11 protein-coding genes are annotated in these 13,460 nt (G+C 36.9%); 4 read left to right on the forward strand and 7 right to left on the reverse strand.

Annotated features, from left to right (window positions below):
- The first annotated feature begins 3 nt into the window (after positions 1-3).
- From DSM03_RS07460 to DSM03_RS07470, 3 genes are all read left to right on the forward strand, one after another.
- Entirely contained in the window at positions 4-717 is a 714-nt protein-coding gene (locus DSM03_RS07460) for a LytR/AlgR family response regulator transcription factor (RefSeq protein ID WP_128761054.1), read from the forward strand.
- A gap of 99 nt (positions 718-816) precedes the next feature.
- A complete protein-coding gene (locus DSM03_RS07465; protein WP_128761053.1) occupies positions 817-3,252 on the forward strand; it encodes a DUF4114 domain-containing protein in 2,436 nt (811 codons plus the stop codon).
- Between the two features lie 281 nt (positions 3,253-3,533).
- Positions 3,534-4,172 (forward strand): hypothetical protein, encoded by a 639-nt coding sequence (locus tag DSM03_RS07470; protein WP_128761052.1) that lies wholly within the window; start codon positions 3,534-3,536, stop codon positions 4,170-4,172.
- Between the two features lie 119 nt (positions 4,173-4,291).
- On the opposite strand, the gene DSM03_RS07475 is transcribed toward DSM03_RS07470, so the two are convergent.
- From DSM03_RS07475 to DSM03_RS07490, 4 genes are all read right to left on the reverse strand, one after another.
- Complete coding sequence (locus DSM03_RS07475; protein ID WP_128761051.1) at positions 4,292-5,584, reverse strand: serine hydrolase; 1,293 nt, start codon at positions 5,582-5,584, stop codon at positions 4,292-4,294.
- 65 nt (positions 5,585-5,649) lie between these two features.
- Positions 5,650-8,556: a PEP/pyruvate-binding domain-containing protein gene (locus tag DSM03_RS07480; protein WP_128761050.1), complete on the reverse strand. Its 2,907-nt coding sequence runs from the start codon at positions 8,554-8,556 to the stop codon at positions 5,650-5,652.
- A 155-nt stretch (positions 8,557-8,711) separates the two neighbouring features.
- Positions 8,712-9,353 carry a hypothetical protein gene (locus DSM03_RS07485; RefSeq protein ID WP_128761049.1) on the reverse strand — a complete coding sequence of 214 codons (642 nt, stop codon included), beginning with the start codon at positions 9,351-9,353 and terminating at the stop codon, positions 8,712-8,714.
- 6 nt (positions 9,354-9,359) lie between these two features.
- Positions 9,360-9,854 carry an RNA polymerase sigma factor gene (locus DSM03_RS07490; protein WP_128761048.1) on the reverse strand — a complete coding sequence of 165 codons (495 nt, stop codon included), beginning with the start codon at positions 9,852-9,854 and terminating at the stop codon, positions 9,360-9,362.
- A gap of 124 nt (positions 9,855-9,978) precedes the next feature.
- Between DSM03_RS07490 and DSM03_RS07495 the strand changes: the two genes are divergently transcribed.
- On the forward strand, positions 9,979-11,274 hold the full coding sequence (locus DSM03_RS07495) for an NAD(P)/FAD-dependent oxidoreductase (RefSeq protein WP_128761047.1): 1,296 nt from the start codon (positions 9,979-9,981) through the stop codon (positions 11,272-11,274).
- 162 nt (positions 11,275-11,436) lie between these two features.
- On the opposite strand, the gene DSM03_RS07500 is transcribed toward DSM03_RS07495, so the two are convergent.
- Genes DSM03_RS07500 through DSM03_RS07510 form a run of 3 tightly spaced genes read right to left on the reverse strand, consistent with a single transcriptional unit; the run spans position 11,437 to position 13,333 of the window.
- Positions 11,437-12,267 carry an alpha/beta hydrolase gene (locus DSM03_RS07500; RefSeq protein ID WP_128761046.1) on the reverse strand — a complete coding sequence of 277 codons (831 nt, stop codon included), beginning with the start codon at positions 12,265-12,267 and terminating at the stop codon, positions 11,437-11,439.
- Positions 12,268-12,305: 38 nt separating this feature from the next.
- Positions 12,306-12,731 carry a DUF1801 domain-containing protein gene (locus tag DSM03_RS07505; protein ID WP_128761045.1) on the reverse strand — a complete coding sequence of 142 codons (426 nt, stop codon included), beginning with the start codon at positions 12,729-12,731 and terminating at the stop codon, positions 12,306-12,308.
- 2 nt (positions 12,732-12,733) lie between these two features.
- Positions 12,734-13,333 carry a YdeI/OmpD-associated family protein gene (locus tag DSM03_RS07510; RefSeq protein WP_128761044.1) on the reverse strand — a complete coding sequence of 200 codons (600 nt, stop codon included), beginning with the start codon at positions 13,331-13,333 and terminating at the stop codon, positions 12,734-12,736.
- Positions 13,334-13,460 lie beyond the last annotated feature (127 nt).

The following is a 13,460-nucleotide window of genomic DNA, read 5'->3' on the forward strand; positions in this document are numbered from 1 at the left end:
CTTATGAATTGTATTATTATTGATGATGAGGCTTTAGCACGCGCCATAATTCGCAACCATTGTGTAAAAGCTGATGAATTAGAGGTCTTAGAAGAATTTTCAAATGCTATAGCTGCCATAAAATATTTAAATCAGAATACAGTAGATCTCATTTTTCTGGATATACACATGCCAGATTTTACAGGTTTTGATTTTATTCAGACATTAAAGAATCCACCAAAAATTGTTTTAACAACTTCAGACCGCAATTTTGCAATTGAAGCTTTTGAGTATGATTGTATTGTAGATTATTTAGTAAAACCGGTCGGGTTACCGCGTTTTCTTAAAGCAGTTCAAAAAGCAGAACAATTTAAGCCGATAACGGCTAAAACGGCTGAACCAACTGCTAAAACTAGTGATGCTGAAGGAAATGACCTCTATGTGAATATCGACCGTAGGTTGATCAAAATTAACTTTGATAGTATTTTAATCATAGAAGCAAAAGGCGACTACATTCTTATTAAAACGGAAGGTAAAAATTATACGGTACATTCTACTCTAAAAAAGATAGAAGACAAACTACCGGAAAGTAAATTCTTAAAAATTCACCGGTCTTATGTGATTAATTTCCATAAGATTATCGATATAGAAGACAACAGTGTGTTGATAGCAAAAGATGTTATACCCATAAGTCGCTCTAACAGACCGATTTTAATGAAAAGACTTAATTTGCTTTAAAGCTTCTTTCTTACCATTCAGCTACACCTTTTTACCAACGAACGATTAATAAATAAATCCGGGTAAATCTCTTCTAATTTTGAAGTCAAATTTGAGATTATGAGTCAGTTGCTACGGATCAGTTTTTTATTAATTACAGCTGTTAGCCTTGCGCAGAATTTTAACTATCTAGGTGATTATACAGCAGACGGAACTCCACTTTATCTGGAGAAAGAGAACGATGTGGTTACTACAGAAACTTTACAGTTAATTGCAAATTCGTTACCCGAGTCGTTTCCTGTACCGGTTTACAATCCGCATTATATTTCGAGCGGTTATGATACTGATATTATTTTGCACGACGATGCTGAGGTATATGTGACCTTTGTAGCTGAAGGTGCAGGGTACAAGAATGTCTTGGGGTTTTATACGTATGATATTGATAAGCCTTTAAATCGCAAACCTTATCAGCACGAGATCACAATTGTTTTTCCCAATGTTTCTGCAAAATGGTCTGGTGGTAGTCTTGAGGCTGGTAATAAGGTAAAATTGGGTTCTTTTAAAGCAGGTACCGGCATTGGCTGGGTGTTGCTTGCAGATGCCTGGAAGTCTGAAGTGACGTGGGGATTGTGGCAATTATTTTCAAATCATTCTTTTAATCCTGAAGCAGCTGCTGATTTAAAATATCACAATGTGCTACTCAATGATCCTCAAAATCAACGTATAATTTTAGGTTTTGAAGATATCAGAAGAGATTATGGTTCTTGTGATAACGATTTTAACGATGCACTTTTTTATGTGACTGCGAACCCGTATAGTGCTTTAGAAACTAAAAATTATGCAGATGTAGATTCTGCTACAAAAGTAAATTCTGCTTACGATGGCGGTCTGGAGAGTAATGGAGATTTAGCAAGTCTTATCGCAAAGCGGAATTTACAACGCAGCAAAAATCCGGTAAAACTGAATAAGAGAGCTTTTCAATCTAAATTCAGCTCTAAAGCAACTTCACAAAAAAATGGAAAGACTAGTTTGGGAAGTTATTTCCCTGAAACGGCAATGTTTGGCACAGAAAGCGCTTCGGTTTCAAGTCCTGAAGATTTAATGGGAATTACAAACGCAGCAGAGGTTTTTGCAGTGGATTATTACAGCGGTTCAGACCGTGTTGCTGCAGGGTTGCTATTAGAAACTGAAGGTCGCGTTTACGATCATTCTAAAACAATTTGTGATCGGTTAAACGGTTCGTCGCTTGAAGATGTGCGAACCTTCCGCCTTGCGGGTCACGAGTTCATTTTAGCAAAGATCAAACGTGTAAACAGAGATTTAGAATATGCTGTAAGTTTTTCGGTTAATCAAAAAGCGTCATCTCAAACACTATTCAGTTATTGGAATATAGATCAGTATCCAACCGGTGATTATCTTAATTTTCAAATCTGGGGGAAATCAGTAGGGCAGGTGAGTACCTTAATCAATCATATTCTGGAAACACTAAATCACGATAACCAACTCCAAAAGAATACAGAGCCTGTTAATCTTCCGTCAGTTTTTGTGAAAAGCGGCTATTATGACCGAGGAGCTCTATATCTCAATATCATGAACAAAATCGGCAAACGCAATATAGTTGCAAATACAGAATACCACAAAACAGAATTAGATGGTCTTTCAATAACTTCAGAAAACATCACTTTGAGTGGTATTTTAGAAGAGCAATTGGTTTTAGAAACGGGCTATTTATTTGATGCAGGTGTTTCCCTTTATGATACGGAGACTAACACATACGATGCCTTATATTTAGCTGATGGCCCGTGGGGAATAGATTATAATGCTAATGAAGTTTCGATTACCGATTTTAAAATCAAAACACCACAGATTCAAACTTCTGAGGATAATTATCCTGTTGAACGTGGCGTGGTTTTAGAAGCTGGAGTAAAAGGTACACTGAATATTTTTAGACATATCCTCGCCGGCGCACTTGCATTGAATGTGAGTGACCTATCTGCTGTTGAGTTTAATATTCAAAGCAATACACCGGTAGAAGTGATTCTGGTTCCGGCAGATTTAGAAAACTGGGAAAACCGTTTGCGGTATACAATTCCTGCAAATAGCAATAAGAAATTTTATGCGATCCCTTTTGAAGAGTTTAAAGATGCTTCCGGAAATTCTCAACCCGTTACTGCGATACGTAGTGTTGTATTTTCAATTCACGGAGATTATGTTTCGTTTGAGAAAATGAAGGTTGAAGCTTCAGAATTGGCCTTCAGTACTAATAAAACCTTGAGAGTAGAAGAGATTATTCAGCAGTCTGAAATAGCAACCGCTGTGAGTTATCCCAATCCATTTACAGATTATACGATAATCAAAGTGCCGGAGAACACCTCAGAGGTGGTTCTGACCCTGGTTGATATGAACGGTCGTAAAGTAGCTGAGAAAAAAGAAAAGACTTCAGGAAGAAGCGATCGTTTTCGTGTAGAGCGTGATGGTTTAGCTTCGGGATATTACAATTATATGGTTACCACAGATTCAGGAAATACGTATAAGGGGAAGCTTTTGATAAATTAGTTAGTTGTTTGTTTTTTGTTAGTTAGAAGGCAGCGCTTGGCAGAGCGCTGTCTTTTTTTATATATCAAATAAAAAAAACAGTAAATTTCTTTGCTTAACAGTTTTTTTTTTCAAATAGTTGAACTTTAATTTAATATGGCTTTTATGATTCTTTTTTTACACAAACCCAAAACTATGCTAATCTCGATTGTCGAGTGAACAAACATGTTCTTCAAATCATTTGTATTATAGGCTTTATGAGCCTCAATTGCTGTAAATCATATTCTGACAAAAAAGCTAAAATGAAATCATTAGCGATTCCTTTTATTGAGAATTTTGATTCTCCAACTGATTTTGATGCATTGTGGAAAGATGATTCTTCAAATAGTCCCAAATCATATTCCATTGAAAGTAATAAGTTAAAGATCACAACCCGAGCTGGGAGTCAAGACCGTGTGAAAAGACATACGCGGCGTAAAGATTTTGGTGTAGGCAATTATTCCTGGCGGATATTTGTTTCACGTTTTGAAGAGCATGCACGCTCTAGTATAGGAGCATTTTTATATCATAGTGGCAAACAGGTCTATGAATTTGATTTTGAAATTGGCTCTGGAAAGCCTCAGTTACGAGCTAAGTTAAACGCTGAAAATGATGAAGCTGTAGTGTATTGCACTTCGCAAAGCAACCCATTTTCATCTGAAAAATTTAAAGTTAAGATGAATGCTTGGTCAGATTTTAAAATAAGCTTGGCCGATGTAGGTGGCAAGTACTTGATCAAGTGGTACCTAAATAATAAACTCTTAAAAACCTTACAAACCGAAGTAAATACCAAAATGAAATTTTCTGCTTATTGTAGTTTAGAGAATCTTTCTTTTATGGGGACAGAATGGCCCACGCAGGAACATTATGTGTTGTTTGATAAATTTACTTTTCGGCAGTAATATCAGGGCTTTCTCAAGATTTTATCTATTTTTTCCTTTTGCGTTTTTCAAGAAACATAAAAAAGCTCTTTAGATATGTTCTAAAGAGCTTTGTATTGTATCAATTAATAGTTTTATAATTACTGTCCGGTTGCAGTTGTTTTACTTTCTGCAACTTCTTCTTGTATAGCTTTATCTATTCTTCCGGCAAGATACATATGGTCTGTAGCTGAATTTTTACGGAGTACATTAGTCATCAAACACACAATATATTTGGGCCCTCCATTAGGATGCTCTACAATTATAACCGAATTCATATAATTAAAAACATTACCGGCATAGTCCCCGCAAGCACCTTTGCTTTTATCACATTTATAAAAACTTCCGCTTTTAAAGTATACGGCAGCAGAATCTAAATCGTGTGAATATGCGTAGCGAATTCGACGCTCGGTCTGATACATAATACGCTTCATCTCTAAGCTAGAAAGTGAATCAACCGCCTTACCTTGCTCCAGATTAATTAAGAATTTCATCAAACCTTTTGGTGAACCGATGCTACCCCCCATTCTTCCTACATAGCGCTCTCCACCGTTAGTAAAAAATCCACCTAGTCGCCATTCATCTTCAGTGATTCCCATTTTGCGTAAGGGCTCATTCACCACCTCATTTGCTAATCTGGTTACTTCGCTACGGTCTGTATCTTTAAACCATTGCATAGCCTCCTCATCCGTTAGGTCAAAATACTTTTCACCAAATACTTTAAGTAACAGAGCTTCTCTGTAAACCACACTCGCTGCTCCATTATTACTCACAGCAACCATATGATCTATCCACTCAAATAGGCTAAAAACATCAGATTGCTGGGCTTGTCTTTTAGTCAGCTTATCATTCTCAATATCATAAATAGGGATGGTGTGATGGTCGTAAACTGCAAATGGTCCACCTTTTACGCGTTTGTATTTTAATAAATTGATGCGCGCACCCCAATCATCAGGGCATAATTTTTCAAGTTGGTCAAACATTGCGATTAGAATGGCAAGTTTACCCACACTACCCGGTTGATAACCACGTGTTTCATTACGCGCTGCATATTTCAGATTGGTAGAGTCGGTCATATCGAGTACCGAAATAGAATAACTCTGGTCCAGACCATAAAACAAACCACCTATCTTCTTCTGAAAGTCGGGATCCTCTTTCATATAAGCAATAGCGCTATCGGCTTTATTAGTCAAGTTCAGCTTAATATCATCAATAGATAAATACGCTCCGGCAGGAATACGTGTGTATTTGATGCTGTCTCTTACGATCTTTTGAAGATAAGCGAGGCGATCTATACCGGTTCGTTCATAACCATCAATAGGGTAGAAGCTATTGGGTACCGAAAATGCAAGTGTGATCAAGATTACGGGTACAAAGAGTAGGATTTTTTTCATAGTTTTTCTTTAAATAGTTGTTTTCTGAAATATGCTGTGATGTTAAAATTAAAGTAGAAAACCTGTTAGAGTTTTGCATCCATTTCAATGTATTCATCTGAGTTACTTTTAGGAGAAATCGAATCTAGATATCCGTTACTCAACGCATTTTTATTTTCAACAAAAGGTCTGATCTGAAACAACCAGACTTTATCATCCTGAAAGCCTAATTCTACATCATAAGCACCTTCAGGATTGGTGTTAGTTTCTTCTGGTATTTTGGCCCGAATTTCTTGAGCTACTTCACGCAGACTCTCAATATTTTGCTCACTTAAAATTTTAGACTCAAAAGTGGTGCTGTATCCCTGTGTTCCACCAGTTCCCGGAAGTCTGATATAATCTGGTTGACGGGCTGGAGCAAGCAACCTGTTTCCGCTTGTGGTGATTAATCTGGTTTCTGCTGCCTGACCATCTACGGCACCACCCGCACCACGGCTAAAGGCAACAGTTAGATCTTCATCAGTACCTTCATTGATACCTTTTGTGATCATCACACCGCTGTATTCTACATCTACACTAGGAATCACTAGAATTGATGGAAAAACATTTTCCGGATTTGATAAATAAACCTGACGCCATTTAAAACTGCGTTCGGTGTATGGTGATGCCCATACTTTTTTAATTCCGTCTAGTATTTTCTGTTCTTCAACTACATTGAACAAAGTAAGATTTAAACCGGCACCGGTGAATTCTTTCAAATCTTCCATATTGGTGTCACTGCGTAAGAATACAGGAGCCTGACCTATAGGCTTACCAAAAATAGAAGCGAAAGAATTGCGTAACTCGCTGATGAATTGTGGTTTTAATTGCATCGCATTGATCGCATCACGCAATGTTGCTAGTTTTTTAAGCTGAAAATCTTCTACTTGTGCCGCGGCTGTACCATTTGCACGCATTTTTTCTGCTGAAGCAAACATTTCGGTTAAAAATTCCCAATAACTTTTATTTTGTCCCGGCATAGGCAAATCCATATGATCTCTAAAAATACCGAAAGGAATCACTAGACCTTCAACAACGTGCTCTGGAAACATTTTCTTCAGTTGTCCTAAATTGGCCGCTTTTGGGCCTGCCAGAATACCACTCGCTGAAGCATCGATATCGCGCATATTGAGAATACTTTTTTTATCTAGTCTTATTTTTTCAATAGGAACTGCAATTTTTTCGCGACTGCGTTCTGCTACAGAGAATAAATCTTTTTCTTCAGCAGACATATTATCTGCAGGTTTAATAATCACTGTTCCCTTATTAGAAACCGCATAAAACACCGTTTTGCCATTATAAGCCTCTAGATCTTCAAGGTTAGAATCTATAAGTGCAGCATTAGGAATCCCTAAGTTTCTGGCTAGTAATTGCACGTGAGAAACTAGATTACCCTCATCAACCGTTGCAATACCGGCAACAGGTTTTAGATCAGAAGGTGGGCGCTTAAATATGTAAATTTTATTGCTCGAGACTTCTATTCCATCAGGATTGCCTGGAACAACAACCAATTCGCCCATCGCATAACCGGGATTTAATCCATGAATGGCGCTCTGGTTTGCTATATCCATTACGTTGTTTTCAAGATTTGATTTATTGTTTATAAAATCACCCAATTCACTAACTGTTTTTCCTAAAGGAAGCGCTACGGAAGATCGTACACGATCGTCTATAAATCCTGCTGCAAGCGGCTCAAAAGCGGTATATTTTTCTACTATGTTATCGTAATTAGCTTTTGCCATAGCAGCACTCCATTGCACTGTGTTACGTGAAGTGTTGAGAATAGTATTGAGTTCAGATAAAGAAACAGTTGTATAATTTATAGGTGCAACTATACCTTCAATTTCTTCCCATTCCCAAACTTCAAGAAGTCCGGTTCCTGCTGTAGCATAACTTAAATGATATACTTTATCTAAAAGTTCTTTAAGGGTTTCAGGCTCCCAATCTCCAGATTTTTTGAGAAGCATTTCTTCCAGTTTAAGCGAAACATCAAGTAGAGTCAAACGATCTTGAGCGCGTTGCACTTGAGTAATTTGTGTGCGAATATTACAAAGCATATCGCTGATTTCCGGAATTACAGAGTATGCCGGCGTATTGTTATCAAATTTTGTGGTGAACTCGAGAAGTTGATTTTTAACTTCAAGATCACTTTTTACTCCAGCAACCTGGCTATTCAACTTGGCTAAATTGATAGGAGCGTAGTACTCATTAAGTGTTTCTAGTAAGTTTTTGAATTCCGTTTTCAATTCTGGAGAAAGTTCATCATTGTACTCTTCTCTAAAATTTTGAACTAAAGCCACATCACTTACATCAGGTTGACCGTGAATTTTTACACGTAAGTCCATAAATTTTGGAAACTCTTCTGCAATCACTTTAGATTCACTACGCATACGTTGTGCAATGTTATCATCACCCGCGTGTGGAATATCTTTAAGAGCTTGTCTTATTAAATAGTAATTAGCTTCTAGTCGCTTGTCATCTTTTAGTAACCAATTGAAAAAATCAATACCCCATGCTTCTTCATCTTCAGACTGTATGGCACCGCGGTAAAATTGTGCTTTTTCTAAAATCCATCCGTTGTCAACACTTTTTAGATAATTACCCAATTGATATTGCTTCAATCTGCTATGATCATTAGCCGCATCCCAGAATTTTTTATTATCTGCAGCAGCTAAAATTTCACCAAAATAAAGATGATTACGAGCGGCGAGATTTTCAGTTTCTTTTTTGTAACTCGCATGTTGGATTCCGTCAACACCTTCCGGGCAAGGATCTTTAGGTTCACGCATTGTACCGTCTTCACAGAACCAGCGAATGCGTAAATAAGGTCCGCGAGCATCATTTTTAAAATCAGTAATGATTTTTTTAATATTCTGAGTAGTATATTCTTGGGCACGTAAAGATGCTCCTGTAAGAAGCACAACAAGTAGGGTTAAGCGTAGTGTTGCTTGCATAAAAGGTTGTTTGTCACAAAAATAGGTGTAGAGCCTGTTAATAGACTTATAAAAAAGGCTATGATTTTCTTAAATATTAAGTTTTTTAATTAAAAGACTTAATATTTATAAACATAAAAAAGTCTGCTGATAAAGCAGACTTTTTTATGTTTAAGTTAATCTCTCAATTCGAGCTTATTGAGCTCTTTATAATTGCGCTTTAAACGCTTTAATAAAATACCATAAAGCAGTTTATAGAATAGCCAAAGCATAAATACTAATAGTAGAAGACCTCCTATAAATAATGCAATAAAACCTAACGGAATAGACTGAGAACCGTCATCTGCAGTAATCATTATTTTTTCAAATTCAGGATCAAAATAGAGCATTGCAAAAAAGACTATAAGCCCAACGACAAACATCAATATAAGGTTGTACGCTACATAAAAATTCACTGTTCTGCGTACCTTAAGAATACGATTCATAAGATGTCTGGTACTGTCTGTAGTTTGTACTTCTTTATAATTTTTATAGAAGATAAATATAAAGAAACCTAAAACTATATACTGAAGCAGTACAGAAATGATTTCAAATTCAAACAAATGAATTTTACGAAGTGATTCCCAGGTTTTGTTATTTATTGTTAAAACATTAATGAAAGTCCACAATATAAATTCAAATATAGATACATATAAAATCCACTTCATCAATGATGAAGAGCGTTTATGTATCATTTTATAGATAGCATCACCGCTAATTTTAGGAAGATCTGCTTCTTGGCGCTTCCAGTCTTTTTTTAAAAATTCAAGTTCATCCATCTGCTGCTACACATTTAATAAGTCTTTCAACTTTCCTTTTACCCGGTTCATTTTAACTCTGGCATTAACTTCTGTAATACCTAAAGTTTCTGATATCTCACTATAGGGTTTGTCTTCGAGATATAAAAATACCAGTGCCTTATCAATATCATTGAGTTGTCTAATCGCCTTGTACATCAATTTTAGTTGTTCTTCAACCGTATTATCATATTCAGTACTTGCGATTTTAAACATCACACTCTCATAATCCTGCGTTTTTATACTACGTTTAGATTTACGATAGAGTGTAATTGCCGTGTTGAGCGCTACACGATACATCCAGGTTGTAAACTTAGAGTCTCCTCTAAATTTTGGATATGCTTTAAATAATTGAATGGTTATTTCTTGAAACAAATCATTGTGCGACTCCTGGTCATGAGTATACAACCGGCAGATCTTATGCACTATATTCTGGTTCGCTTCTAGCTGGGTTACAAATTGTTTTTCAAGTTGCGGATCCAAATAATAAATTGTTAGTTGCCTATTTGTACATAATAGAGATAATATGTTACAGGTAAAGCTAAAATAATGATAAACATTAAGAGTTCTGCCGGCTGTACTTTAACTTTGTTATAAATAATTAATCATGAACATCCCTGATACTAAAGAACCTCGAATCATCATAATTGGTGGGGGTTTCGGCGGAATGAATCTCATTAAAAACCTCAAAAAAACAGGCTACCAGGTAGTACTTATAGACAAGAGGAATTTTCACACTTTTCAACCTTTATTATACCAAGTTTCAACCTCGGGTCTAGAGCCAGAATCTATAGCTTATCCGTTGAGGAAGATTATCAGGAAACAAAAAAATATGCATTTCCGCCTTGCGGAAGTAAACCGAATAGATACCAATCTTCAAAAAGTACGTACTGATATTGGTGATTTGCACTACGATCATTTGGTTATTGCAACCGGAACCCGTACTAATTTTTTCGGAAACAAAACCATTGAAGAAAATGCGATTTGGATGAAAAGCTTACCACAGGCGCTCAACATTCGTAGTTTGATGTTTGAGAATCTGGAGAAAGCTAACCGCACTGAAGATCCGGTAAAACGTAAAGAGTTGTTACGATTTGTAATCGCCGGAGCAGGCCCAACGGGGGTAGAACTCAGTGGAGCTTTAGCAGAGTTAAAATCTAATGTGTTGCAGGCAGACTATCCAGATATGGATACTAGCGAGATAGAAATTCACCTGATTGAAGGAGCTGACCGGGTTTTACCCCCTTTTAGCAAACAGTCTTCTGAAAAAGCTCAGAAGTTCTTAGAAGATATGGGGGTGACCATTCACCTGGAAACTTTTGTTGGGAATTATGAGAATAATTTAGTGACTACTAAAGATGATCTGTCTTTCAATACCGCGACATTTATTTGGTCTGCCGGTGTTACGGGAGCTTCAATAGATGGGTTTGAAGCAACTTCTTTGTTGCCTAAACTCAATCGCTATAAAGTTGATGTGTATAACCGTGTTGCCGGTTTTCAAAATATATATGCGATAGGAGATATCGCTTTGATGGAAAGTGAGGAATACCCTAAAGGACATCCGCAGTTAGCTCAGCCCGCTATTCAGCAAGGAAAGAATTTAGCAAAGAATTTTAAAAAGATGTTACGTGGAGAAAAACTGAATCCGTTTAAATATTTTGACAAAGGTTCTATGGCGACTATAGGGAGAAATAAGGCTGTTGTAGATATGGGTAAGATTCATTTTGGTGGATTTTTTGCCTGGTTTATCTGGATGTTTATTCACCTTTGGTTTTTAGTTGGTTTTAGAAACCGCATGGTTACTTTTTTCAACTGGACGTATAGCTACATCAATTATGATAAAGCAGCCAGACTGATTGTAAGACCGTTTAAGCAGAACAAAATCATTGCCGAAGAAGATTAGAAATTCAGAATTCTATATAAAAAAACCGCTTCATTTAGAAGCGGTTTTTTTATGATAACTTGAAAAATTATTACTCGATAATCGAGGTCTAAATGTTATGAGGCTTGCGTCAAAGTAAAAAAACTAATCCCTTTTAATAGTCTCGGGCTCGCCCAAGTTGATTTACTGAACACCTTCTGTAAATTCTTGTATTTCTCCAAAGCGGGAACTCAATGGAGAGAAGAACTGCGTGACCATGGCTACGTGCTTTTTGTTTAGAATAATAAGTTTTGCTTCCGGTTGAAATTCCAGCAATTTTTGATGAAACAGATCATTATAGTAATATAAGGATGGAATGGTCTTGGTGCCTAAAAATGTGAGAATAGGTGGTGTGTTTTCGTCTAAAAAATAATAAGGCGAAGCATTCTTCCATTCTTCAGGATTTGTGGTCCAGGTGACATCATAGTATTCATCATTGGTTGGTGGATTTTCTTGTAAATACGAATATTGGTCTAAACCGGCAGCATCATCGAGAATGATTCCCTTTATGAAGGCTGTGTTGTCCATATATTTTGGGTTCATAACCGCTAAGGCTGCAAGGTGACCACCTGCAGAATGTCCCATTAAAAAAATACGGTCAGGATTTCCTCCGTAATTTGCGATGTTCTCGTGCGTCCATTTTATGGCTTTAGCGATCTCTAGAGTCATTTGATCATAATTCCCAAACGGACTCAATGTATACCCGGGAATGACGGTTACATAATCTTTACCAGCAAAATTTCTACCTAAAACGGAATAAGTTTCTTTATTGCCGCTGTTCCAGTTACCGCCGTGAACAAAAATGAGAACATCGTGCTGAACTAAAGAATCTTTAGGTTGAAAAATGTTCAGTTTTGGTTCTTTTGCAGAAGCCGTGTAATCACCTTGTATATAGTTGATGTCTTCTTGTTTTACTGAAGCGCATCCGGTAATCAAAATCATCAGTAAGACCGAAAGGAATAAGTTGTAACGCATAAGTTTAATTAAGTTGGCTGGTGCAATAACGCAGCAAATCAATCTTTATTTTCATATTTGGCACGCATAACGGCCACAGATTCCCTGATGAGTTTTTCTAAAACCTGCAGATCAATATCTTCAAGTTTATTGATGTACAAACAGGAAGCCCCGGTTTTGTATTTCCAAAGTTGACTTAGTAAATCAGAAAAGCGTTCAAACCCCGGAATTATATAAACCGAAATATTCTGTTTGCGGGGTGCAAAGCCGGTCAAAAAGAAGTCGCCTTCACGGCCGCTGTTGTATTTATAGTGATAGCTTCCGTAACCGATGAGGCTTTCTCCCCATAACACAGCAGGCTCAGGCATTATGCGGTTGAACAGTTCAAAAAGCGTATAGGCATCTGCACGGCGTTTGTCGTGCTCCACAGCATCCAAGTATGCCGTAACCGATTGGGTTGTTGGTTGGTTTTTATTTTCAGCCATAGTTAGCAGTTTTTGTATTTATCATGAAGACCTTTGCCTTCAAGAATGAGGGGTGTAGCTTTTTCCAGACGGGATAAACGCGTTTTTTCTTGTTTGGCGCTGCCTACATGCTCAGCATATTCTTTTTGTCTTCCGGGGGTGAGTGCATTAAAAGCCTTTTGAAGCGGCGGATTTTTAGAAAAAGCAGCTTTTAATTTTACCGGAATTGAAAGTTTTTTAACCGGTTTAGCTGCTTTGATGACTAATCCTTTCTTTTGGTTAGCTATAGCTTCCTGTAAATAAGCCTGTAGAATCTCACTGTCAATCTCAGACTCAGACTCAAAGCGCATTTGCCTCAAGGCTTTGGTTTTACCTTCCTGCGCATTATGCAGTCTGTTTTCAGCATCTTTTAAAAGGGCTCCGTTAAAAAACCAAACCCCAAAATGATTTTTAAATCGTGCGAGCCCTGCGACGTTTTTGCCGTCTAATGTATAGATCGGACTGTTCCATTTAAAGCTTTCTATGAGTTCAGTTTGTTTAAAAACAGCTCTAAGTTTTAAAAGCGCCTTCTTAAAGTTATGCTCCTGCTCGAAATAAGCCTCTATTTTATTGGGATTAGTCATTTTTCAGTTTTTCTAAGAAGAATGAAAAGGGTTTGAAAATTTAACTATAAAATTAACTAAAAGAGCTGTGTTAATCTTTAAAACGGATTGTTTTTCGCAGTACATTAGTATTATTAATACGAGAATA

This window comes from Leeuwenhoekiella aestuarii (genome assembly GCF_004104055.1).
GTDB lineage: Bacteria > Bacteroidota > Bacteroidia > Flavobacteriales > Flavobacteriaceae > Leeuwenhoekiella > Leeuwenhoekiella aestuarii.